This window comes from Paraglaciecola sp. G1-13 (assembly GCF_055809255.1).
This window is the reverse complement of record NZ_CM147903.1, coordinates 196,511-217,640: the sequence shown is the minus strand read 5'-3', so window position 1 is coordinate 217,640 and position 21,130 is coordinate 196,511. Positions and strand designations below refer to the sequence as shown.

The following is a 21,130-nucleotide window of genomic DNA, read 5'->3' as shown; positions in this document are numbered from 1 at the left end:
AATGGGGCGCTATTCGTCACCGTGCAATCAGCTATTTTACGTGATCACACACTTGTGATTAAGATGACTTAAACTTTTTTCACAAACTCAGACTTGAGTTTCATAGCACCAACACCGTCAATTTTGCAGTCGATGTCGTGATCGCCATCAACCAGACGAATATTTTTCACTTTAGTGCCCACTTTCACCACCAGCGATGAGCCTTTTACTTTCAGATCCTTGATGACCGTTACGGTATCACCGTCCACGAGTGTATTACCGTTTGAGTCGCGGATAACTGGCGTATCGTCTTCAGACGCGTCTTCACCCTGCGCCCATTCATGTCCGCACTCAGGGCAAACATACATATTTCCATCTTCATAGGTGTATTCAGAGTTACACGCAGTACAATTTGGTAAGCCACTCATGGTGCGTTCCTTTATTAACTAATGCCATGCTTGAACCTAAAAACAATATACGTTTCATAGATAACCAAGCTAAATTTGGCGCTATTATCCACAAAAAATATAAAAACACCAAATTTACTAATGACTTAAGCTTGCGCTCTTTGGTAGGTTGCCGTTGAGGGAGCCACCCCAAAAAGCGCATGAGTAGTTTGCCCTTGCAGCGATGCAATTATCGCCAGCAAAGAAAAGTGATGAATAGCATGGCTTGATACAAAAGCTAATTCACGCCCAAGGGTAGAGTTAACCTCATTCACATACGTTTGCTTGACTGACGTTTCACTCAACACCGTGAGCTTTGCATGCATATCAGATTGATAGACATCAAATAACCAATGCTCAATTCTATTCCACGCTTGTAAGGCCGAAGCAGTTGAATGGGCGACATCAGACTCACGATGGCGTAAGTTATAATCCACAACCCCTTTTTCTATTCCTTGTTTGAGCGCCAAGTAGTGGTCAATCACATGCCGCATATGAGCACCTGCACTGCTGACCACATGGGCCGTCATGACGTCTTGATAGGCATGATGTGAGATATGTTTTAAAAACGTTTTTGCTTGCTCTACTGTCTCTAAGTGACTATTAAGTGCCTGATTGTCGCTAAACATAGGGTTCCTGTTACTTCATGTATCTATTGGTAAAAGACCCTGCCTAAGAGGCGAACATTTCAAAAAACATTAATCACTTAGCCATTGCTTTCACTGGTTGACGAAAATTAACTTTTCTGTATCAAAGCCTGCATCGCGTGCCTTAGTCAGCAAGCGTTGCAGCACATCATCCTCAAGCTCAGGTTGACGGGCCAAGATCCAAAAGTAATCTCTGTTGGGTCCAGTGATCATCGCATAACCGTAGTCATCAATGTCTAACGAAAAGATCACATAACTCGCATAAAAAGGTCCAAAAAAAGACACCTTCAAATGACCGGTGTTTTGCTCGCCAACAAAATAAGCTTTGCCAATGGCTTCGTCCCACTCCTGCTCTTCTGGGTTGAAACCACGATTAATGACTTTCACACCGCCATCATCTCGCATACTGTATTGTGCTGTTACTTGTTCCAAGCCTCGTTCAAATGAGTGATCATGGCGTGCGATTTCGTACCACTTGCCCAGATAACGTTGCAACTCAAAATCTTTCACCGGTTTAATACCTTCAGGTAAAGAAGTACAAGCATTTAAAAGCACGACAAACAAGAGAATCGCTAGCCTGTACCCAGACTTTGGCAACCCCCTGAAGAAAGTGAGTAATGACGATTTTAATTGCATAAATGGTGTCCTTATAAAATTATTTTATGGCTCAACAAGGGTCTGTTTATCTTTATAGCTTAACGTTGCCGCTCAATGTTTTCATACACACCAGAGTTTAAGTAACCTGAATACTGGATAAGCCATTGAATTATAGGTTTAAATCCCATTGGACTGACACGTCTTATCCAGAACTCAGGTTAAGTAGTTCGACTATCCCCATTAAATAGACGACAACGCAGCATAAATGCTAAACATGTGCTGCTCGAAGGATCCTTTCAAGGATAGATTGAACAAATTTCGATTCTAAATGCTCAACAGGCCCTAGGTATCATACTGAACTAACAACTAATTCGATTTAATCTACGGCAAAAAAATTGGGGATAGATGCACTAAATCAGTCCCAATAGTAGAAAATAGCGTTTGTGATGAGCCCCTTATCCAGCGACAAAGGTGTTTGACAAAGCATCAGCGCAGGTTTAAATTTCAATAATTACTGAAACTTCTATATATAAGATACTTTATGCAAATGACACCTATGATCGAATCCTTCGTCATGCACTTTGGCGAAATGGGCAGCCGCTGGGGTTTCAATCGTACCGTTGGGCAAATGTATGCGTTGCTGGTCATCAGTGAAACGCCCTTAAGTGCAAACCAAATCGCAGAAGCGCTCAGCGTATCCCGCGGAAATGTCAGTATGGGCTTAAAAGAATTACAATCATGGCAGTTAATTAAGCAACATCACATCCCTGGGGACCGCAAAGAATATTACCAAGGTGCAGGTACTATTTGGGAAATGGCCAATCGGGTGTTTGAAGAACGACGTAAACGAGAAATGGACCCAACACTGACTTTGCTGCGCGGTATTATGCTTGAAACGCCTGAAAATAAAGAAGAGATATACGCACAACAGCGGTTACAGGAAATACACGATTTACTTGAAACCATCAGTAAATGGACCAGCGAGTTACAGCAAATGAACCCAGATACCTTAGGCACGTTAATGAAATTAGGTTCAGGCGTAGGCAAAGTCATCGACATGAAGAACAAGCTAATGAAAACTAATAAGACCCCTGAGAAAAAGCCCAATAAAGAATAGATTTACACTTGTATTTTCCTCAAACACTTCATTCTATTCCATTCGGAATTAGCCCGAATTTGAAAGCAATCCCTTCGTGGCAGTGCCGGCTCATTTACCCAACTTCGCCATGGTGTTAGGATCGTTAAGCGCCCCCACGATCAGAGTGATGTTGGCTTTAAGCTGATCCATCATACGCGTATTCAAAATGGGAGAAAGTCGGTCTAAGCGGTCAAATTGGGTATGCCAAATTTCTCCCCATTTCTTTTCGTTATCCGGGTCACAGCTGCCTATCTTTTTCCCTGAGTAACATGTCCAGAACTGCGCTTCAATGGATTGAGAGTAACCATCTTTTCCCCCTCGCCCATTAATGTCCATATTCGTCGCTTCGATGTACGCAATAGGGATATTGTTACAGGCGAATGCTTGATGATCTGACCAATCGCCGGTCTGACCTGCTGCAAAGACCTCTGAATCTTCATGTAATTCAAATCGAGCAGGTAATGAGGGCTGCGATGCGCCATAAGCCAAAAGTGCATCTCTAAATACACCACTGGTGTTTAGCTTAGCGTTTTCGATTTTCTTACAACTAAAATCAGTGGGTGAACTACTATGCACATACAACACATCGCCACCTATGACGGTGTCTAAATTTAGCATCGCAATAATATTGTTCAGCTCAGCTTGGGGCATAGCGCGAACAAAATAGTTAGAGCCTAACTTACCTATCTCCTCACTGCCGAAAAATACCACTTGAACGCTATAAGGAAGCGCTTTCGTTTGCACTAACTGTTCGCTTACTGCCAACAATACCGCTACGCCACTGGCGTTATCCGTTGCGCCTAAACTACCTTGTTCAACACCTGTGGAATCAAAATGCGCGCCTATTACTATTCTTTTTTTCGACTTCCCAGGGATCACGGCACTGATATTTATCGACGTAGCCTGTTTCTCGTTTACCTCAATGGCAAATGTTTGTTGCTCGGCTTTAAGCCCCACTCTTAGTAATTGCTGAAAAATATACTGCGCAGCTTGGTGTTCTTGTTTCGAGCCTGCTGACCTCGCCCCAATACCCTTCTTGTCATCTGCCAGAGCAATAATGTGAGTCAATGCCCCTGTGCCAATTAACGTATTAGGCGCTGAATCTTCAGTCGATAGAGGAACAGCGTGCACTAGCAGGGAGGACGAGCTTGCAAACAAGGCGCAAAGCGCAAGATACAATAACGGTTTCATTGGATGTTATTTTCACTTTAGGTTTCAACAACCTGCATAATAACTATGCCTTCTGCACTTTACTAGCTGTCGGCGCTAGCCAACGGCGATGTCGCGCTAACTCACCATATGACAAACCGCTTAGTCTGGATTAATTCCCCGTATTAAGAGTTTCTTAAGTTTCACGCTTTATGGTTAACGCTCTCTCTATTTTATCGGCTTAATATGCGTAATTTCATATCTATTTTCGTTTTGTACCTTACCTGCTATTCCAGCAGTGGCTATGCAACCGTCGCTCCAGATTTTAGCTATATGACACGCTCTGGCGCGGTGCATCTGAGCGATCTTAAAGGCAAAGTGGTTTATGTGGATTTTTGGGCGTCATGGTGTAAACCCTGCCGCCAATCTTTTCCATGGATGAACGACATGCAGCACAAATATGCTGAACAGGGTTTAGTGGTTGTCGCGGTGAATCTAGATACGGAACCTCAACTAGTCACAGCATTTTTACAGAAAATTCCGGCTAATTTCCCCATCGTACTCGACCCAGAAGCTGAAATTGCACAGCGCTATGATCTCATCGGTATGCCTAGCAGTTATTTAGTCGCCAGAGACGGCAGCATTCGCTTTAACCATAAAGGTTTTTTCAACGCAAAAGCATCTGCTTACGAGCAGCAGCTCGTCACCCTATTACAAGAAACGGAGTAATAACATGCTAGTTCAATTGACTAAAAAGCGCCTGATTTTGGCCGCGACTCTGGTGGCAAGTTTCACCCTAAACGGCTGTGCGGACCTAGGGGTTAAACCATGGCAACGAGATCTATTGGCAAAAGATGAAATGGCCTTAGATGCTGAAGGTATAGATATCGGGTTAGACGATCATATTTACTTCAGCAAGGAAGCCACGAGCGGTGGTCGCTCCTTTGCTGGTGGAGGCTGCGGATGCAACTAACTAAAAATAATAACATCAGCGTGTCTCTGGCTGCCGCCGCCTGCGCGCTGCTCAATTCAGGTGTACAAGCCCAAGAAAACACACAAGCTAACGAATGGCAGTTCGACACCGCCATACTCTATTACGGTGAAACCGACAGAGTGCAGTTAGGTGAGGGAGTGTTTAACGCTAATAAAGATTTTGGCGACGAACACATATTCAATGGCAAAATAGCCATCGATACTCTCACAGGCGCCTCAGCGTCAGGCGCTGTCGCCCAACAAGACGTACAAACCTTTACTCGCCCATCTGGCAATGGTCAGTACGTGGTCAATGCTGGTGAAACGCCGTTAGATGATACCTTTAAAGATACCCGCGTTCAGCTCAGTGCCCAGTGGACCCAGCCCCTATGGGAGAACATAACAGGTAGCACAGGCGTGCATCTCTCAAAAGAGTATGATTATTTATCCTTGGGTGTTAATGGCTCACTGGCCCGTGATTTTAATCAAAAAAACACCACCCTTTCTGCCGGTGTGTCTTACCAATACGACAGCATTGATCCTGTTGGCGAAGCGCCGATCGGTCTTACCTCAATGGTGGTCAACAACGGTCAATTTAGCGATGAAAGCGCATTTGAAACGGCATTTAATGCTACCAGAACCGCGGATAGCAAAGATAAAAATACGGTAGATTTACTTTTGAGTGTGACTCAGGTAATCAATCGCCGTATGTTAATGCAATTTAACTACAGTTATTCTGTTGCTGATGGTTACCTCACTGACCCGTACAAACTATTAAGTGTGGTCAACACTGAAGGTGTTACTCAGGATATTTTGCACGAGAATCGACCAGATAAGCGCACTAAACAAAGTGTCTACTGGCAAACCAAATACGCCTCAGATTACGGTATTGCCGATGTCTCTTATCGTTATGCGACCGATGACTGGGATATTGACTCGCATACACTGGACTCCAGGTTTAGAGTGAAGCTAACCGATAACAGCTATATCCAACCGCACTTTCGTTATTATCAGCAGAGCGCCGCAGATTTCTATCAGCCATTTTTGCTTGCAGGCTCACTGCTACCGTCAGTGGCCAGCGCAGATTATCGTTTAGGTGAAATGACCGCGTACACCATTGGCCTTAAGTATGGACAAGCCTTAGATAATGGTCGCGAGTGGGCGGTTCGGCTGGAATATTATCAGCAGAGTCCAAAAAATGCGGGGTTCGATGAACCAGGCGCTTTGCAAGGCCTAGATCTTTACCCAAGTATCGATGCCATTATTGCTCAGGTTAGCTATAGCTTTTGATATGAGATTGGCTCAAGGTATATTGGCGTAGGATGTATAGCGAATTCACCCACCAAAAATCAACGCATAACTAAGTAGGACAACCTTGAGTCAAGCTCCCGCCCTAATAGCTAAAAGTGACTATTACCATGGTCACTTCTTTTGCATGGCCAGTCCATGTGAATTGCTTATTGAAACCCCGAATCAATTGCTCGCCAATCGCTTACTACAAGAAGTTGTCTTGCAAACGAAACGGATCGAGCAAAAGTACAGTCGCTATATTGTTGGCAACCTAGTTCATCAGATAAACAATAGCCATGGAAAATGGGTCGATATAGATCAAGAAACACATCGATTGCTCGCCTTCGGGCAAACGTGTTTCGAACTAAGCGATGGCATGTTTGATTTAACGTCTGGCGTACTACGAAAGATATGGGATTTCACCGGGAAAGGTCAATTTCCACGTTCGGAGCACGTCAGCGAAGTATTGCAATACATTGGCTGGCAAAATGTGCAATTTACTCAGCAACAGATTCGCCTACCCAGAGGGTTCGAGTTAGATTTTGGCGGCATTGGTAAAGAATATGCTGTGGATTCAGCGGCCAAATTGTGTATGCAATTGGCACCGGATACCTCTGTGTTGATTAATTTTGGCGGGGATATTCAAGTTACCCAACCAAGGCACCATGAGGCGTATTGGCAAGTAGGTATTGAACGCCCTCACGTCAAGGGTGATTCAGCTAAAAGCGCGTTAGTGAAGATAGCGTCCGGTGGGTTAGCCACCAGCGGAGATACACGGCGCTTTATTGTCCACAACGGTGTTCGCTATAGTCATATATTGAGCCCCAAAACCGGTTATCCAGTTTCTGGGGCCCCCCGCTCTGTGACCGTAGCCACTGACTTTTGTATTCAATCCGGCATGTTAGCAACCATGGCATTATTGCAAGGCACAGAGGCCGAACACTTCTTACAAGCTCAGCAGCAAAAGCATTGGTGTTATTGGTGAACTGACTCCTGCCATCAATAATATTAAGCCATAAATTCACTGAATAATTTCATATAAGTGTAACGGTTTTATTGCGCTCTTGAGGTATGATCTACGCACTGATGTACGTGTAGAGTTTAACCCGAGTAACGTTAATGAAGTCCTACCTTGTATTAATACTGGCATTTGTCTGTAATGCCGGGTACGCCAATGTGTGTAGCTCTTTAGGATGCCCGACAGGTGCTCCTGACAGCAACGACTTACTTGAGCGCGCCATTTACACCATAAGCAATAATCAGAAAACGAAGTTTGCCGATTGGGCCGCATATAAAGTGACCACGCAAACGATAGATGGTCCTAGTCGTTCACGCAGTTGGCGCTCTGATCCAAACTTAAAGCGCGAGCACACGCTAGAAGCCGCTGACTATAAAGATGCTCACGCTCTCATCCGTACCGATCGAGGACACCAAGTTCCATTGGCAAGTGTGAGCAATACCGCTGATTGGCGCAGTACAAACTATCTATCAAACATTACCCCCCAAAGCTCTAATTTGAATCAAGGGCCATGGGTCCGATTAGAGTCTGCAGTGCGCGTATTAGCGCGCAGCGGAGAGTCCGTGTATGTAGTAACAGGCCCGCTATATGAAAGCTTTTTTGCTACGCTTCCAGGTGCAGATGAAAGCCACACTATTCCTTCTGGCTACTTCAAAATTGTCGCGACAATAAACCAAGCGGGTTATGTTAGAGCGTCCGCCTATGTCATGGAGCAAAATAGCGCGAGAGCCGATGACTACTGCAGTAAAGAAGTCACGATTGATAACGTAGAAACTCGCAGCGGTCTGAATATATTCCCAGAAATGAAGGGCAGCAAAGAATATGCGGTTGAAGCGCGTTTAGGTGGATTAAGCAGTCAATTGGGTTGCTGATAACCCAACCGCGCGTTTCAAAAAAATAGCGAATGAGTAGAAAGTCGAGATGAGTGGAAAAAGTCTAAATTGAAGTGCACGTTGCATTAAATCTAACTGATTACTCGCTTTCGTTGAATTTTCCGACAATAAGCTCTTCAACAGCATCCATCGCTTGGCGCGCGTCTTTCCCTTCAGATATCACTTGAATTTCTTTGCCTTGGCAACTCTCTAACATCATTAGGCCCAGCACACTGCTTGCTGAGGCACTTTTGTCATCCTGAACAATAGTGACTTCAGCTTCAAATTGATTCGCAAGCTTAACCAATTGAGTCGCTGCTCTGGCATGCAGCCCTAACTTGTTCACTATGAGTAAGGTTTTCTCTAATCGCTCACTCATCGGTTTAACTCGCGATGACGTATCTGCACATCAGGGTGCGAGGTGCTAAATGTTTTGGCTAACATTTCCACTACGTACACAGAGCGGTGCTGACCGCCAGTACACCCGATGGCGATTGTCACATAACTACGGTTATTACGTTCTAAATGTGGCAACCAAGTAGAAATCAGATTCTGAATTTGCCAAATAAATTTAGTGACTATAGGTTGTGAGCCAAGAAAAATCTCGACGGGGGAATCAAGTCCAGTAAGGGGTTTTAAATCTGGCTCCCAGTGCGGGTTGGGTAAGAAACGCGCATCAAATACATAATCCGCATCTTTAGGAATACCGTGTTTAAAACCGAAGCTTTCAAAAACCAAAACCAAGCGTGAGCTTTTTTTACCTAATATTCGCTCACGCACCAATTCGGCCAGCTGGTGAATTGACAATTGATCTGTGTCTATATATAAATCTGCACGTTCGGCTATTGGCGCTAATAACTGGCTTTCGGCTTGAATAGCACCAGACAATGATTTGTTTTGCTTAGACAACGGGTGCAAGCGGCGGGTTTCACTGAAACGCTTAATCAGTACGTCATCGCTGGCATCCAAATACAATATGGTCATTTCCCACGTTGACGGCAAGTAGTCGAGTATTTCCACCAATTCGTTGGGATCTTTGGGTAAATTTCGCACGTCAATGCTGACCGCGACCTGATCGTACTCGTCAGCGACGGTATGGGTCAAAGTGGGCAATAAGTTGACGGGGATATTATCAACGCAGTAATAGCCTAAATCTTCCAGTGAACGTAAAACGATGGACTTCCCTGAGCCTGAACGCCCACTGATGATAATAAGCTTCATAATTAACTGAGTACCTGAAATAATTCTTGGTCTGTGGTTGCACTGCGCAAACGATTTAAAATATCTTTATCAACGAATTTTTTGGCTATCGCCGACAAGGTTTGTAGGTGCTCTTGGGCCTTTTCCTCTGGTACTAAAATAGCAAAGAAGATATCCACTGGCATGTTATCGATGGCGTCATACTGGACCGGAGGTTGGCACGTTACAAGCACGCCTAGGGCTGACTCTAGCCCTTTTATACGGCCATGTGGTAGTGCTATACCACCACCAATGCCCGTACACCCCATTTTCTCGCGCCCCGCTAAACTGGATAAAATGGTCGCTTGGTCTACTTCAACAAGGTGCTCAGATGCCAATTGACTAATAAGCTCTAAAATGCGCTTTTTGCTGGACCCCTGAACTGCGCATACGACGCAGTCAGGGTGAAGAATATTTGATATTTCCATTATTTACCTGATGGGTTAATGGCGTTTAGCTTTTTCTTTATGCTTGATAACTTGCCGATCGAGTTTATCGATTAGGCCATCTATTGCCGCATACATGTCGTTGTGTTCCATGGTGGCAAATACATCTGCCCCATTCAAATGTATTGTCGCTTCCGCTTTTTGGTTGAGCTTTTCTACATTGAGAATGACGTGAACATTGTTGATCTGATCGAAGTGTCGCTCGAGCTTGGTAAATTTAGTATCGACATAATCTTTTAGTGAATCGGTTACATCCACATGGTGACCAGTAATATTAATTTGCATATCGCCTCTTCCTTCTTTAATCAGCCTACAATAGGCTTTTTCGTTGGTTCGACGGGGGTATCATCAGAGATTCCCGGTACTTTGCTATTGTTCGCCGAGCGACCATGATGCCTTGATCGGCCAACAATTGAGCAATCTTGCTGTCACTTAGCGGCTTGCTTGGTTTTTCAGCTGCGACCAGCTTTTTAATCAATGCGCGTATCGCCGTTGACGAGCACTCTCCGCCTGTCTCAGTTGCAACATGGCTCGAGAAGAAATATTTCAGCTCAAATATACCTCTAGGGGTATGCATATATTTTTGGGTGGTAACACGAGAAATTGTAGATTCATGCATATCCACCATTTCGGCTACGTCATTTAGTACCATAGGCTTCATCATCTCAGGCCCATGTTCAAAGAAGCCCATTTGCTGCTGTACTATACAGTTTGACACTTTCAATAAGGTATCGTTTCGGCTCTCAACACTTTTAATAAACCATTTGGCTTCTTGCATGTGTGAGCGAATAAATTGACTATCACTGGTGTTTTTCGCGCTACGACTCATTGCAGCATACTGTTGATTAACGTTCAATTTGGGTAGGCTGTCTGGGTTAAGCTCTACTGTCCAACGGCCATTTTTCTTACTCACTGACACATCAGGTATAACGTATTCTGCTTCACCTTTGATCAAGGCGCTGCCTGGACGCGGATTGAGCGTTTTAAGTAAACGCATGACCTCACGCAAATCATCCTCTTTAAGGCGAGATTTACGCATCAAAGTACGGTAATCCTTGCTTGCCAAAAGGTCGGCATAGTCCCCAATCAAGGTCTTCGCTTCTTCTAACCAGGGTGTATCAGGAGCAAACTGACGCAATTGCACTAGCAAGCATTCTTGTGGTGTACGAGAGCCAGACCCAATTGGGTCGAACATTTGAATACGCTTAAGTACGCATTCCACTTCATCGAGCTCTATTTCTTCATCATCCATGCTGGCCAGAACGTCTTCAGCGCTCATGGTCAAATAACCAGACTCATCGATAGAATCAATGATCGCTGTCGCAATCGCGACATCGGTATCACTAAAATGGGTTAAACGCATTTGCCACAGCAAATGATCTTGAATGTTATCTGTGGTTTCGCCTTGAAAGATCTGTTCGTCATCACCGCCGGCACCACTGGATATGCTAGAGGCAGGTGCGGAAGAAGCGCTGATGTACTCATCCCAAGTGGTATCCGTAGGTAAGTCTTCTGGGATTTCGTTTTTCTCGAACGCTTCACTTGAGTCTAAGTTGTCACTGCTGGTATCAACTATTTCATTGGTATCTTTAGAAGACGGGTCGAGGGAATTGTCATTTAACGCACTATCGCCGGATTCCTGATCCGTAGGCTCTTCAACTTCCAACAGCGGGTTGGAATCCAAGGCTTCTTGAATTTCTTGCTGTAAATCTAACGTAGACAATTGCAACAAACGAATAGCTTGCTGTAACTGTGGCGTCATAGTGAGTGATTGACTAAATTTTAATTGTAAAGAGGGTTTCATTTACTTCTTTATTCTGTCCGTTGCAAACTAAAAAATATGCTGTGGTTGATTCGATTGACTGTAAATGTCTCACCAAGCGCCTGAGTATAATCTCGATAAAATGAGCGGCTTTTTCAGCTTAACTATAGCCTGAATTGTTCGCCTAGGTATACATCTCTTACACGTTGATCACTTAATACTTCTTCTGCCGTGCCAGAAGCGATGAGTTCACCATGACTAACAATGTAAGCTTTCTCACACACATCGAGTGTCTCTCTTACATTGTGGTCGGTTATCAAAACACCAATACCACGGTCACGTAAATGTTGAATAATTTTTTTAATATCATTAACTGAAATAGGATCAACACCGGCAAACGGCTCATCGAGCAGAATAAATTCTGGATCGGCTGCCAGTGCCCGCGCTATTTCTACCCGGCGGCGTTCACCTCCAGACAAACTCATACCAGCACTGTTACGAATATGATTTATATTGAACTCATCGAGTAATGAATCCGCTTGCTGTTCTCTTTGTTCTGCACTGAGCTCTTTGCGTGTCTGCAAGATAGCCATCAAGTTTTGATAGACTGTCAGTTTTCGAAAAATAGAGGCTTCTTGGGGTAAGTAACCAATCCCTAAACGAGCGCGCATATGCATGGGCTGTAGGGTAAGATCTTGCTGATCAATACTGATTTCTCCCTTATCTAAGGGAACCAAACCGACAATCATATAAAACGTGGTTGTTTTACCTGCACCGTTTGGACCAAGTAAACCGACAATCTGGCCAGTGGACACTTCTAGACTGACATCACGCACAACTTGACGCGATTTATAGGATTTAGCCAAATGCGAGGCTTTTAACGTCGCCATTATGGAGTTTCATCCTGTTTTGGTTTGACTTCAGCATCACTGGACTTTTTCGCGTCAGTTTGCTTTTTACTGCTCGCTGATTTCTTAGCTGGTTGAAAAATAGTCGTAACTCGTCCGCTATTTTCACTCTCGCTCTCTCCTTGCGCGACAATTTGTTCAAGTTCCATGTTAAACACTATCGACTCACCTTTTACACTGCTATTGTTCTGCTTCAGCTGTGCATCGCCTTCTAAGGTTAGTGTGCGTAAATCTCTGCGATATTCAATGCGATTGGCTGATGCCTCAATACTGCCCCCTTGCTCTTGTTGTTGAGAGTATTTAGCCGGGCTACCCGTCGCGATGAAAACTTCGTTACCTTCGCCTTTACTCGCGTCGACTTCTACTTCATCGGCATACACATTCAAACTACCTTGATTGATGTGCACGTCTTCTCGAAAGATAGACTTTTTAGTTTTACCGTCCCCGAACTGAAACTTCGAGTCCACTTTTATCGCTTGCGTGAAATCTTCTTTGCCAGCCATGCTTAATGGGGAAAATGCTAATGTTGCTAAGGCAACTAAGCTAAGGCTGAGGTTGATAAATGGTTTGCACATGATCAAGTAGCTCATATTGTTGGGTCGTTAAATTGGCTTTAAAACCGTTACTGTTGATGACATAGTGCTGGCCAAATATTTTTACTGGTTGGTCAGACACCATGGTTTTATCGATCAAGTTTATCTCGATGAAGTCCGTGCGAATGCTACGAGCAAATCCTTGCTCATCTTGATTACGTATCTCGACATTATTCTCTAATTGGATCCGATTGTCTTCATACAAAGTACCGTCTTTGGCTGATACCTGCCAAGGCGCAGTCTGTGACGCAACAAATATCGTGTATTGAGGCTCTTTGAATAAAGTAAAACCGAGCAAATCAAAGTGTTCCATTTTAGTAGCAAAGACCTGATGGCTCAAACGGCCGTCTTTATCAAATAGAGTGCTTAGCATTTCACTTGCTTGGTAGTTTGGTTGCCAAGCAGATTCGGTTTCAGTTTGCGGTATCAAGTCTTCATCAGCTAGCCAGTCGGGTAAGTTGATGGCGATGACCAATAAAAACAATAACCCAATACTGAGGGTGACTCGATTCATACGCTACTACCACTGACTTTGTTTAACTTGCCTTTGGCGTGCAAAATTAGGTCGCAAACTTCGCGTACAGCACCAAAGCCCCCATTGATTTGGGTAATATACAGAGCTTGTTTCTGTACAAACGGATGGGCATCGTGTGTCGCTACGGCGACGTTACTCAAGGTAAACATTCCCACGTCGGGCATATCATCCCCAATGGATGCGGTAGCGTCTTTGCCTATATTTAACTGGCGCTGCAACGCCAAAAGCGCATCGTTTTTCTGTTCACAACCTTGAATAATATGCTCGACCCCTAACGCTGACATGCGTTTGTGCACTATTTTTGATTCACGTCCGGTAATAACCGCAACGTGCACACCTATGTTTAATAAGGCTTTGACTCCAAAACCGTCACGAGTATGAAACGCTTTCAATTCTTCGCCGTCATTGCCCATGTATATGCGCCCGTCAGAGAACACCCCATCTACATCACAAGCCAGTAATTTAATGCGGGAAAGCTTGTCCATTAACGAAGATGACTTAGCACCATATAACGTATTAACGTCGCCCATTATATCACTCCTGCTGATAACAAGGTTTGCATGTTGATAGCACCAACCGGATGGTGATTGTCATCAACAATAAACAGTGAACTGATTTTGCGTTTCTGCATGACGTTTAACACCTCAGCAGCCAAGGTTTCTTGAGATGCTGTAACACAATTAGCAGTCATAACACTTTCAATACTGACTGTGTGAATGTCGACTCTGGCATCCAGTACCCGACGTAAATCACCGTCAGTAAAAATACCCAGCAAACGCCCGTCATCGCCAACGATACCCGCCATTCCTAGCCCTTTGCGCGAAATTTCAAGTAGCGCCTGGCTAATCGTTTGGGTCGTGCCAACCAACGGCATCAGCTCCCCTTGGCACATGATGTCATCAAGCTTAAGTAAAAGCTTGCGCCCAAGCGCACCTCCAGGATGAGAAAGTGCAAAGTCATCCGGCGTGAAACCTCTTGCATCTAACAGTGCCACCGCCAGAGCATCACCCATGACTAAAGTTGCCGTGGTGCTCGCCGTGGGTGCCAAGCCTAGAGAACAAGCTTCTTTTTCAACTTTAATACACAAATTGACGTCGGCGTGCTTACCTAACGAACTAGCAGGGTTATTCGACATGGCAATAATGGCAATACCACGACGTTTCACCACAGGCAATAGTGCCAATAGCTCAGATGTTTCACCTGAATTAGAAATCGCCAGCAGAACATCTTGCTCTGTAAGCATGCCTAGGTCACCGTGATTTGCCTCCCCTGGGTGCATAAAAAATGCAGGCGTTCCCGTACTCGCTAATGTCGCAGATATCTTATGCCCTATGTGGCCAGATTTACCCATACCGCAAACAACCACTTTGCCTTTGCAGTTTTTCATGAGCTCGCATGCTGCAATAAAATTGTCGTCAATATATTGCGATAACTGCTTAATTGCCTGACCTTCAATTTCAAGCACCCGCAGGGCTGACTGAATATACTCTTGCTGACTCATGCCGCACTAACCTTGGTTAAAAACAAAGTATTGATAAGCGACAAAGCAGCCTAGAAAAGCGACAGCTTCATAACGATTGATTCGGCGAGAGCCTCTTATATTGAAACAAAACAGCACCAGCAAAATGCTCAAGCCCAACATAGTGTAAATATCTCGACTTGCTGCATCTGGGTCGACAGCCCCAGGCGATATCAAACCAGGCATGGCCATGACGGCTAATATGTTGAATATATTCGATCCAATGATGTTACCTAAGGCGAGATCATCTTCCCCTTTCAGCACACCAGCAATGCTGGCAGCCAATTCGGGCAGACTGGTGCCTATGGCAATAATGGTCAAACCAATCACCAAGTCACTTAGGCCAAAGTGGCGAGCTATTTCCACCGCTGATTCAACCATGAAATGCGCACTGAGGGGCAATAATACCAAGCCCACTAACAACCAAATCACCGCACTTTTTGTCGGCACTCCGTCTGGTACTTCGTCGTGAGTCTCTTGCTCTAAAGGATCGCCCTTTTCCATGTGGTATGACATCCACGCCAAACCGCCTATAGTGAAAAAGAATAGGATAAACAGCACTATACCTTCGTTTAGCGACAAATATAAATCAGCCAAGAAGTAAGTCGCAAGCAGAGACACGCCTAGCATCACTGGCATTTCACGTTTTAACGTCGTCGATGCTACCGTCAAGGGTTTCAGTAAAGCGGTTAAGCCCAGCACTAAGGCGATGTTGGTGATATTGGAGCCTATCGCATTGCCGATGGCCGTATCTGTGTTGCCATTAAGCGATGCAGTGGCAGAAACCATAATTTCTGGCGCTGAAGACCCCATTGCGACTATGGTTAAGCCGATAATCATTGGTGAAATGCCCATATTTCTTGCTAACGCAGATGAGCCGAATACGAATCTATCCGCGCCCCAACTTAATACGACTAACCACAACAAAAATAATAACGCTTCAACTATCACGAAAACTCACTTGTTTTTATACCAATATCTAATTGTCGCAAAAAGCACTGCCTTTGCCTATTCATTGTGTGACAAATAAACCAGCGCTACCTAATTAAAAATGAACGAAAAAACCATTCATCTGGTCATCTAACTAATACGTTAGTTGACACTATTATGTTTAATCGTTTGAGCAAGCGTTTGGCGGGCTAAGTAACGTTCTAAAAATACGAATATAACTTGTTACTTTTAGGTTTTGAGGTTTGCCCTTGAAAAAACATATAATGTCGCCAATTACCACAACCCTATATTATTAGTATTTGGTTCATCTGATAGGAAGACAACAGGCTTAATGGAAAATTTGCTAGAAATAGACAACCTGACCTTCTCGCGAAGCGGTCGTATTATCTATGATGATATCTCCTTGCGTATCGTAAAAGGGAAAACCACCGCCATTATGGGTCCAAGTGGTATTGGTAAAACCACTATGTTGCGCCTTATGGGTGGGCAACTAAAACCCGACAGCGGTGATATTCGTTTTAAAGGCGAGTCTATTCAAAGCATGAAACGAAATCGCTTGTTCACAGTTAGGCGCCAAATGAGCATGTTATTTCAAAGCGGTGCGTTGTTCACCGATATGTCAGTTTTCGATAACATTGCATTTCCGCTTCGTGAACATACTAAGTTGTCTGAGTCAGTGATTAAGACGTTGGTGCTATTGAAGCTGCAAGCGGTGGGGCTGCGCGGCGCGGCAGACTTAATGCCTGCTGAGCTGTCTGGCGGTATGGCGCGCAGGGCGGCGTTGGCCCGCGCTATCGCTCTAGACCCAGAGCTCATTATGTACGATGAGCCTTTTGCTGGGCAGGATCCTATTTCGATGGGTGTGCTAGTCAAATTAATAAAAGCGTTAAACGACTCATTGCAACTTACTAGCGTGGTTGTGACCCATGATGTGACCGAAGTACTCACGATAGCGGATTACATCTACATATTGGCAGAGAAAAAAGTGATCGGTAGTGGTACTCCCGAACAAATAAAACAGAGCGATTCGCCACTAGTACAACAGTTTTTAAAAGGACAAGCAGACGGCCCCGTGCCTTTTCATTATCCTGCTGACGATATTGAACAAACGTTTCTAGGAGCCAAATAGATGCAGTGGTTGGCAAGTATCGGACGCAATACAATCGACACAGTCGGTTCGTTTGGACGTGCTTTTTTGATGTTGATGGGGGCTATTTTCGCCAAACCTCAATTTATCAAAAACACGCCATTAACAATAAAACAAATTTACGTGGTTGGTGTTCAGTCACTGTTAATCATTGTGGTATCAGGATTGTTCATTGGCATGGTTATGGCGCTACAAGGCTATACCATATTAGTAGACTATGGCGCCGAAGGCAGCTTAGGTCCGATGGTCGCACTTTCTTTATTGCGTGAATTAGGCCCTGTTGTAACAGCATTGCTATTTGCTGGTCGCGCTGGCTCTGCTTTGACAGCAGAAATCGGACTGATGAAAGCCACCGAACAACTCAGTAGTTTAGAAATGATGGCGGTAGACCCACTTCGTCGCGTAGTTGCACCGCGTTTATGGGCAGGCATTATTTCAATGCCAATGTTGGCTCTTATTTTCAGCGCGGTAGGTATACTGGGAGGTCATTTAGTTGGCGTTGACTGGTTAGGCGTCGATGTAGGTAGTTATTGGTCTATCATGCAATCGAGTGTCGACTGGAACGAAGATGTCGTGAACGGCATCATTAAAACCCTCGTATTCGCCTTTGTGATTACTTGGATAGCTATTTTTAAGGGTTATGATGCAGTTCCTACATCGGAAGGGATAAGCAAAGCCACCACAGAAACCGTGGTATTTTCATCTTTAGCAGTGTTAGGACTCGACTTTATCCTGACTGCATTAATGTTTGGTATAGAGTAGGAGTGGAAAAGTAATGTCGTCACGCAAAGCAGAAATCATGGTTGGACTGTTTGTGGTATTGACCTTAGCAGCAGGGTTATTGCTTGCGCTTAAGGTGGTTAACCAAGGCATGTCAAGCGGTACTGACACATATACCCTGTATGCCAAATTTGACAATATTGGCGGCCTTAAGGCTCGCTCAGCGGTTAAAGTCGGTGGCGTTACGGTCGGCAGAGTAGACAGCATCAGTCTCGATCCAGACGGTTACACACCGGTTGTTGAATTAAAAATTTATCAGGAATACAACAAGTTTCCAGAAACAAGCTCGGTTTCAATCCTGACCTCGGGTTTGTTAGGTGAGCAATACGTGGGCTTTCAGCCAGGATTTAGTATTGATGGAATAGCAGACCTCGCTGAAGGCGACTACATTTCAGATACCAAGTCAGCCCTTGTCTTAGAAGACTTAATTGGCCAATTCCTATTCAGTAAAAATGACTAATTGATTGATAACTTTGGACTTAAAATACCTCATGAAACACCTAACACGAATATTTAGTGCAGCACTCATTTTAATTTTTAGTAGTGTTGCCACTGCAGAAGAGGCTAACCCTTATAAATTACTAGAAGACGTTGCTTCAGAAACCTTTGCCAGAATCAAAGATCAGCACGCTGAGATACAGAAAAACCCAGAAATTCTAAGGGACATCATCGAGCAGGACCTTCTGCCCTATATCGACTACAACTTTGCCGCACTTAAGGTTTTAGGTAAGCACTTTAGAACTGTCCCTAAAGACAAAATACCTGAGTTTATTCAAGTATTTCGCCAATACCTGATTACCACTTATGCACTGGCGTTAACCTATTACAATGGCCAAGAAGTGGTCTTCCAGCCGCTGCGCGATGCACCTGAAGACAAGACAGCAACAGTGCGAGCAGTGGTTAAAGAAGACGGTCGTCCAGACATCAAGATTTCATTCAAACTACGTAAAAATACCAAGACCAATGAGTGGAAGGCGTACGACATGGTTGCTGAGGGTATTAGCCTGTTATCCAGCAAGCAAAGCGAGTACGAATCAATATTACGTCAAGACGGTATTCAAAAAGTGATCGACATCATGAAAGAAAAAATCAAGCAACCAATTACGCTCGAGCATCCAGAAGAGGAAAGCTAAGTGAGCAATGCAACTTCACCAAAGTTGACGATTGTGAACGACTCATCTTCCCCTGAGAGTTTCTTACTCTCGGGGAATTTAAATCGAGATACTATCCCTAACTTTTGGCCCGATAGCCTACAGCAACTTACGAATGCGAAACGCACGAACAAACCATTGGTGTTGAATTTAGAAAAAATCACGCAAATTGATACCGCTGGTTTAGCGTGGTTAATCAATCTAATCCGAGACGCCAAGAAGCAGGATATCGAGTTTAGTTTGCTCAATCCTCCAGATACATTATTAAATTTGGCTAAAATAAGCGACGTAGACGGCTTTTTACCGTTACAATAACCGCTTGACTTAAATTTTAGGAAAGCTATGCAAAATTCAGAAATAGAACAATTACTTATTGAGAAGCTTGGCTTAGCAGAAGCCCATGTAACGGGTGATGGTTCACACTTTCAGATTATTGCTGTCAGCGATCAATTTGACGACATGAGTCGTGTTAAGAAACAGCAATTTGTATATGCGCCGTTAAGTGAGATTATCGCTCAGGGTACTATGCATGCAATTTCGATTAAGACTTTCTCAGAAAAACAATGGAAGAGAGAACGCCTGCTTAACATGCCTCAATAAATGGCTAGGCAGTACTCACGTTTTTAAGCACTAAATTCATCCTCGCGTACTATTCAAAAGAGCATTTCCATGGACAAACTACTCATTAAAGCGTCAAAGCCGTTACAGGGCTCAGTACGCATTTCAGGCGCTAAGAACGCGGCACTTCCTATTTTAATGTCGAGTATTTTAGCCGATACCACCTGCTACTTTGATAACGTCCCCGAGCTAAGAGACATCAACACCAGCCTCGCCTTGCTGGCTGAGTTAGGCGCTGACGCTAAACGTGTTTCTGGTCACGCTGTAGAAATAGACCCGAGCAGCATTAACAACTGCAACGCATCTTATGACTTAGTCAAAACCATGCGCGCGTCCATTTTAGTATTAGGCCCTTTGCTCGCCAAATACGGTGAAGCTAATGTGTCGTTGCCTGGCGGCTGTGCGATAGGTGCTAGACCGGTCAATTTGCACCTGCAAGGTTTAGAGAAAATGGGCGCAAAAATCGATGTAGAGGCCGGATATATTCGCGCTAAAGTGGATGGCCGTCTTAAAGGTGCAAACATATTCATGGATATGGTCAGTGTTGGTGCGACCGAAAACCTCATGATGGCCGCTTGCTTAGCCGACGGTGAGACGGTGTTAGAGAATGCGGCTAGAGAGCCCGAAATTGTTGACCTCGCTAACTGTTTAAATGCAATGGGTGCAAAGGTAACACATGCAGGCAGTGACAAGATCCGCATCCAAGGGGTTGAACGCTTACAAGGTTGTCGTTATGCAGTATTACCTGATCGCATTGAAACCGGCACATTTCTTATTGCGGCAGCCGTAACCGGCGGGAAAATTCGCTGTGAAAACGCGGCCCCGGAAACACTCGATGCCGTGCTTGATAAACTCGTTATGGCGGGCGCAGTGATTACCACAGGTGATGATTGGATAGAGCTTGATATGCAAGGCCATCCACTTACAAGCGTCAATATAAAGACCGCTCCACACCCTGGCTTTCCCACTGACATGCAGGCGCAATTTGTCGCCCTAAACTGTGTGGCACAAGGAACTGGTGTGGTGACTGAGAACATCTTTGAGAATCGATTCATGCATGTTCCTGAACTACAGCGTATGGGGGCTAAAATTGATTTAGAGACCAATAGTGCAGTGTGTCATGGGGTATCTAGACTTAAGGGCGCGCAGGTCATGGCAACTGATTTGCGTGCATCAGCCAGTTTAGTCATTGCAGGTCTAGTGGCTGAAGGTGAAACCGTAGTCGATCGTATTTATCATTTAGACCGCGGCTACGAACATATTGAAACCAAATTAAATGGACTCGGCGCAAACATTCAGCGCATTAAGTAGAAAAAGTCATGCAGGCTTGGTTTTCACGGTTATTTCTTCGAAAACCAAGCTTTTTAACGCTG

The 21,130-nt window shown here is 44.4% G+C and carries 28 protein-coding genes; 13 read left to right on the top strand and 15 right to left on the bottom strand.

Features of this window, described 5'->3' with window-relative positions; genetic code table 11:
- Positions 1–68: 68 nt before the first annotated feature.
- The 3 genes from AC0L6N_RS00975 to AC0L6N_RS00965 all read right to left on the bottom strand — a co-directional run bounded on the left by AC0L6N_RS00975 (position 69) and on the right by AC0L6N_RS00965 (position 1,708).
- Positions 69–407, bottom strand: coding sequence for a zinc ribbon domain-containing protein YjdM (locus tag AC0L6N_RS00975; protein ID WP_006992790.1), 339 nt, complete (start codon positions 405–407; stop codon positions 69–71).
- Between the two features lie 125 nt (positions 408–532).
- Complete coding sequence (locus AC0L6N_RS00970) at positions 533–1,054, bottom strand: hypothetical protein (RefSeq protein ID WP_473478036.1); 522 nt, start codon at positions 1,052–1,054, stop codon at positions 533–535.
- Between the two features lie 90 nt (positions 1,055–1,144).
- Entirely contained in the window at positions 1,145–1,708 is a 564-nt protein-coding gene (locus AC0L6N_RS00965; RefSeq protein WP_011573485.1) for a lipocalin family protein, read from the bottom strand.
- A 502-nt stretch (positions 1,709–2,210) separates the two neighbouring features.
- On the opposite strand from AC0L6N_RS00965, the gene AC0L6N_RS00960 reads away from it, so the two are divergent.
- Positions 2,211–2,786: a GbsR/MarR family transcriptional regulator gene (locus AC0L6N_RS00960; RefSeq protein ID WP_011573484.1), complete on the top strand. Its 576-nt coding sequence runs from the start codon at positions 2,211–2,213 to the stop codon at positions 2,784–2,786.
- A 90-nt stretch (positions 2,787–2,876) separates the two neighbouring features.
- Here the strand turns inward: AC0L6N_RS00960 and AC0L6N_RS00955 are convergent, their stop codons facing one another.
- On the bottom strand, positions 2,877–3,998 hold the full coding sequence (locus tag AC0L6N_RS00955) for a M28 family metallopeptidase (protein WP_473478034.1): 1,122 nt from the start codon (positions 3,996–3,998) through the stop codon (positions 2,877–2,879).
- A 204-nt stretch (positions 3,999–4,202) separates the two neighbouring features.
- On the opposite strand from AC0L6N_RS00955, the gene AC0L6N_RS00950 reads away from it, so the two are divergent.
- The 5 genes from AC0L6N_RS00950 (at position 4,203) to AC0L6N_RS00930 (ending at position 8,108) form a co-directional block, all read left to right on the top strand.
- Positions 4,203–4,685 carry a TlpA disulfide reductase family protein gene (locus AC0L6N_RS00950; RefSeq protein ID WP_473478033.1) on the top strand — a complete coding sequence of 161 codons (483 nt, stop codon included), beginning with the start codon at positions 4,203–4,205 and terminating at the stop codon, positions 4,683–4,685.
- Positions 4,686–4,689: 4 nt separating this feature from the next.
- A complete protein-coding gene (locus tag AC0L6N_RS00945) occupies positions 4,690–4,929 on the top strand; it encodes a DUF4266 domain-containing protein (protein WP_473478031.1) in 240 nt (79 codons plus the stop codon).
- The gene (locus tag AC0L6N_RS00940; protein WP_473478028.1) at positions 4,920–6,218 is read left to right on the top strand and encodes a DUF3570 domain-containing protein; all 1,299 of its coding nucleotides are present in this window, start codon (positions 4,920–4,922) and stop codon (positions 6,216–6,218) included. The genes AC0L6N_RS00945 and AC0L6N_RS00940 overlap by 10 nt, the downstream gene beginning before the upstream one ends.
- A gap of 145 nt (positions 6,219–6,363) precedes the next feature.
- A complete protein-coding gene (locus tag AC0L6N_RS00935; protein ID WP_473481219.1) occupies positions 6,364–7,203 on the top strand; it encodes an FAD:protein FMN transferase in 840 nt (279 codons plus the stop codon).
- Between the two features lie 134 nt (positions 7,204–7,337).
- On the top strand, positions 7,338–8,108 hold the full coding sequence (locus tag AC0L6N_RS00930; RefSeq protein WP_473478026.1) for a DNA/RNA non-specific endonuclease: 771 nt from the start codon (positions 7,338–7,340) through the stop codon (positions 8,106–8,108).
- Between the two features lie 100 nt (positions 8,109–8,208).
- On the opposite strand, the gene AC0L6N_RS00925 is transcribed toward AC0L6N_RS00930, so the two are convergent.
- The 11 genes from AC0L6N_RS00925 to AC0L6N_RS00875 form a co-directional block, all read right to left on the bottom strand.
- The gene (locus AC0L6N_RS00925; protein WP_011573478.1) at positions 8,209–8,487 is read right to left on the bottom strand and encodes an HPr family phosphocarrier protein; all 279 of its coding nucleotides are present in this window, start codon (positions 8,485–8,487) and stop codon (positions 8,209–8,211) included.
- A complete protein-coding gene (rapZ, locus tag AC0L6N_RS00920) occupies positions 8,484–9,329 on the bottom strand; it encodes an RNase adapter RapZ (protein WP_006992777.1) in 846 nt (281 codons plus the stop codon). Before rapZ ends, AC0L6N_RS00925 begins: the two co-directional genes overlap by 4 nt.
- Positions 9,330–9,331: 2 nt before the next feature.
- Entirely contained in the window at positions 9,332–9,775 is a 444-nt protein-coding gene (gene ptsN, locus AC0L6N_RS00915; protein WP_006992776.1) for a PTS IIA-like nitrogen regulatory protein PtsN, read from the bottom strand.
- 15 nt (positions 9,776–9,790) lie between these two features.
- Positions 9,791–10,078 (bottom strand): ribosome hibernation promoting factor, encoded by a 288-nt coding sequence (gene hpf, locus AC0L6N_RS00910; protein ID WP_006992775.1) that lies wholly within the window; start codon positions 10,076–10,078, stop codon positions 9,791–9,793.
- 25 nt (positions 10,079–10,103) lie between these two features.
- Positions 10,104–11,597 carry an RNA polymerase factor sigma-54 gene (locus AC0L6N_RS00905; protein ID WP_011573477.1) on the bottom strand — a complete coding sequence of 498 codons (1,494 nt, stop codon included), beginning with the start codon at positions 11,595–11,597 and terminating at the stop codon, positions 10,104–10,106.
- A 122-nt stretch (positions 11,598–11,719) separates the two neighbouring features.
- Entirely contained in the window at positions 11,720–12,445 is a 726-nt protein-coding gene (lptB, locus tag AC0L6N_RS00900; protein WP_011573476.1) for an LPS export ABC transporter ATP-binding protein, read from the bottom strand.
- Positions 12,445–12,966 carry a lipopolysaccharide transport periplasmic protein LptA gene (gene lptA, locus AC0L6N_RS00895; protein WP_011573475.1) on the bottom strand — a complete coding sequence of 174 codons (522 nt, stop codon included), beginning with the start codon at positions 12,964–12,966 and terminating at the stop codon, positions 12,445–12,447. Before lptA ends, lptB begins: the two co-directional genes overlap by 1 nt.
- 40 nt (positions 12,967–13,006) lie before the next feature.
- Positions 13,007–13,570 carry an LPS export ABC transporter periplasmic protein LptC gene (gene lptC, locus AC0L6N_RS00890; RefSeq protein WP_473478022.1) on the bottom strand — a complete coding sequence of 188 codons (564 nt, stop codon included), beginning with the start codon at positions 13,568–13,570 and terminating at the stop codon, positions 13,007–13,009.
- The gene (gene kdsC / locus AC0L6N_RS00885) at positions 13,567–14,121 is read right to left on the bottom strand and encodes a 3-deoxy-manno-octulosonate-8-phosphatase KdsC (RefSeq protein ID WP_473478020.1); all 555 of its coding nucleotides are present in this window, start codon (positions 14,119–14,121) and stop codon (positions 13,567–13,569) included. Before kdsC ends, lptC begins: the two co-directional genes overlap by 4 nt.
- Positions 14,121–15,092 (bottom strand): KpsF/GutQ family sugar-phosphate isomerase, encoded by a 972-nt coding sequence (locus AC0L6N_RS00880; RefSeq protein WP_473478018.1) that lies wholly within the window; start codon positions 15,090–15,092, stop codon positions 14,121–14,123. The genes kdsC and AC0L6N_RS00880 overlap by 1 nt, the downstream gene beginning before the upstream one ends.
- A 6-nt stretch (positions 15,093–15,098) precedes the next feature.
- Positions 15,099–16,061 carry a calcium/sodium antiporter gene (locus tag AC0L6N_RS00875; protein WP_033186546.1) on the bottom strand — a complete coding sequence of 321 codons (963 nt, stop codon included), beginning with the start codon at positions 16,059–16,061 and terminating at the stop codon, positions 15,099–15,101.
- Between the two features lie 331 nt (positions 16,062–16,392).
- Between AC0L6N_RS00875 and AC0L6N_RS00870 the strand changes: the two genes are divergently transcribed.
- The 7 genes from AC0L6N_RS00870 to murA all read left to right on the top strand — a co-directional run bounded on the left by AC0L6N_RS00870 (position 16,393) and on the right by murA (position 21,068).
- On the top strand, positions 16,393–17,190 hold the full coding sequence (locus AC0L6N_RS00870) for an ATP-binding cassette domain-containing protein (RefSeq protein WP_011573470.1): 798 nt from the start codon (positions 16,393–16,395) through the stop codon (positions 17,188–17,190).
- The gene (gene mlaE, locus AC0L6N_RS00865; protein WP_473478016.1) at positions 17,191–17,970 is read left to right on the top strand and encodes a lipid asymmetry maintenance ABC transporter permease subunit MlaE; all 780 of its coding nucleotides are present in this window, start codon (positions 17,191–17,193) and stop codon (positions 17,968–17,970) included.
- 13 nt (positions 17,971–17,983) lie between these two features.
- On the top strand, positions 17,984–18,448 hold the full coding sequence (gene mlaD / locus AC0L6N_RS00860) for an outer membrane lipid asymmetry maintenance protein MlaD (RefSeq protein WP_006992764.1): 465 nt from the start codon (positions 17,984–17,986) through the stop codon (positions 18,446–18,448).
- 31 nt (positions 18,449–18,479) lie between these two features.
- On the top strand, positions 18,480–19,121 hold the full coding sequence (locus AC0L6N_RS00855) for an MlaC/ttg2D family ABC transporter substrate-binding protein (protein WP_011573467.1): 642 nt from the start codon (positions 18,480–18,482) through the stop codon (positions 19,119–19,121).
- Positions 19,122–19,454 (top strand): STAS domain-containing protein, encoded by a 333-nt coding sequence (locus AC0L6N_RS00850; RefSeq protein ID WP_011573466.1) that lies wholly within the window; start codon positions 19,122–19,124, stop codon positions 19,452–19,454.
- Positions 19,455–19,481: 27 nt separating this feature from the next.
- The gene (locus tag AC0L6N_RS00845) at positions 19,482–19,739 is read left to right on the top strand and encodes a BolA family protein (RefSeq protein WP_011573465.1); all 258 of its coding nucleotides are present in this window, start codon (positions 19,482–19,484) and stop codon (positions 19,737–19,739) included.
- Between the two features lie 69 nt (positions 19,740–19,808).
- Complete coding sequence (murA, locus tag AC0L6N_RS00840; RefSeq protein ID WP_473478014.1) at positions 19,809–21,068, top strand: UDP-N-acetylglucosamine 1-carboxyvinyltransferase; 1,260 nt, start codon at positions 19,809–19,811, stop codon at positions 21,066–21,068.
- Positions 21,069–21,130: the final 62 nt, after the last annotated feature.

What these genes read in the sequence shown, in the direction of transcription:
- AC0L6N_RS00975 (WP_006992790.1), bottom strand. Translation starts at nt 407, where the DNA reads ATGAGTGGCTTACCAAATTGTACTGCGTGTAACTCTGAATACACCTAT.
- AC0L6N_RS00970 (WP_473478036.1), bottom strand. Translation starts at nt 1,054, where the DNA reads ATGTTTAGCGACAATCAGGCACTTAATAGTCACTTAGAGACAGTAGAG.
- AC0L6N_RS00965 (WP_011573485.1), bottom strand. Translation starts at nt 1,708, where the DNA reads ATGCAATTAAAATCGTCATTACTCACTTTCTTCAGGGGGTTGCCAAAG.
- AC0L6N_RS00960 (WP_011573484.1), top strand. Translation starts at nt 2,211, where the DNA reads ATGCAAATGACACCTATGATCGAATCCTTCGTCATGCACTTTGGCGAA.
- AC0L6N_RS00955 (WP_473478034.1), bottom strand. Translation starts at nt 3,998, where the DNA reads ATGAAACCGTTATTGTATCTTGCGCTTTGCGCCTTGTTTGCAAGCTCG.
- AC0L6N_RS00950 (WP_473478033.1), top strand. Translation starts at nt 4,203, where the DNA reads ATGCGTAATTTCATATCTATTTTCGTTTTGTACCTTACCTGCTATTCC.
- AC0L6N_RS00945 (WP_473478031.1), top strand. Translation starts at nt 4,690, where the DNA reads ATGCTAGTTCAATTGACTAAAAAGCGCCTGATTTTGGCCGCGACTCTG.
- AC0L6N_RS00940 (WP_473478028.1), top strand. Translation starts at nt 4,920, where the DNA reads ATGCAACTAACTAAAAATAATAACATCAGCGTGTCTCTGGCTGCCGCC.
- AC0L6N_RS00935 (WP_473481219.1), top strand. Translation starts at nt 6,364, where the DNA reads ATGGCCAGTCCATGTGAATTGCTTATTGAAACCCCGAATCAATTGCTC.
- AC0L6N_RS00930 (WP_473478026.1), top strand. Translation starts at nt 7,338, where the DNA reads ATGAAGTCCTACCTTGTATTAATACTGGCATTTGTCTGTAATGCCGGG.
- AC0L6N_RS00925 (WP_011573478.1), bottom strand. Translation starts at nt 8,487, where the DNA reads ATGAGTGAGCGATTAGAGAAAACCTTACTCATAGTGAACAAGTTAGGG.
- rapZ (WP_006992777.1), bottom strand. Translation starts at nt 9,329, where the DNA reads ATGAAGCTTATTATCATCAGTGGGCGTTCAGGCTCAGGGAAGTCCATC.
- ptsN (WP_006992776.1), bottom strand. Translation starts at nt 9,775, where the DNA reads ATGGAAATATCAAATATTCTTCACCCTGACTGCGTCGTATGCGCAGTT.
- hpf (WP_006992775.1), bottom strand. Translation starts at nt 10,078, where the DNA reads ATGCAAATTAATATTACTGGTCACCATGTGGATGTAACCGATTCACTA.
- AC0L6N_RS00905 (WP_011573477.1), bottom strand. Translation starts at nt 11,597, where the DNA reads ATGAAACCCTCTTTACAATTAAAATTTAGTCAATCACTCACTATGACG.
- lptB (WP_011573476.1), bottom strand. Translation starts at nt 12,445, where the DNA reads ATGGCGACGTTAAAAGCCTCGCATTTGGCTAAATCCTATAAATCGCGT.
- lptA (WP_011573475.1), bottom strand. Translation starts at nt 12,966, where the DNA reads ATGGCTGGCAAAGAAGATTTCACGCAAGCGATAAAAGTGGACTCGAAG.
- lptC (WP_473478022.1), bottom strand. Translation starts at nt 13,570, where the DNA reads ATGAATCGAGTCACCCTCAGTATTGGGTTATTGTTTTTATTGGTCATC.
- kdsC (WP_473478020.1), bottom strand. Translation starts at nt 14,121, where the DNA reads ATGGGCGACGTTAATACGTTATATGGTGCTAAGTCATCTTCGTTAATG.
- AC0L6N_RS00880 (WP_473478018.1), bottom strand. Translation starts at nt 15,092, where the DNA reads ATGAGTCAGCAAGAGTATATTCAGTCAGCCCTGCGGGTGCTTGAAATT.
- AC0L6N_RS00870 (WP_011573470.1), top strand. Translation starts at nt 16,393, where the DNA reads ATGGAAAATTTGCTAGAAATAGACAACCTGACCTTCTCGCGAAGCGGT.
- mlaE (WP_473478016.1), top strand. Translation starts at nt 17,191, where the DNA reads ATGCAGTGGTTGGCAAGTATCGGACGCAATACAATCGACACAGTCGGT.
- mlaD (WP_006992764.1), top strand. Translation starts at nt 17,984, where the DNA reads ATGTCGTCACGCAAAGCAGAAATCATGGTTGGACTGTTTGTGGTATTG.
- AC0L6N_RS00855 (WP_011573467.1), top strand. Translation starts at nt 18,480, where the DNA reads ATGAAACACCTAACACGAATATTTAGTGCAGCACTCATTTTAATTTTT.
- AC0L6N_RS00845 (WP_011573465.1), top strand. Translation starts at nt 19,482, where the DNA reads ATGCAAAATTCAGAAATAGAACAATTACTTATTGAGAAGCTTGGCTTA.
- murA (WP_473478014.1), top strand. Translation starts at nt 19,809, where the DNA reads ATGGACAAACTACTCATTAAAGCGTCAAAGCCGTTACAGGGCTCAGTA.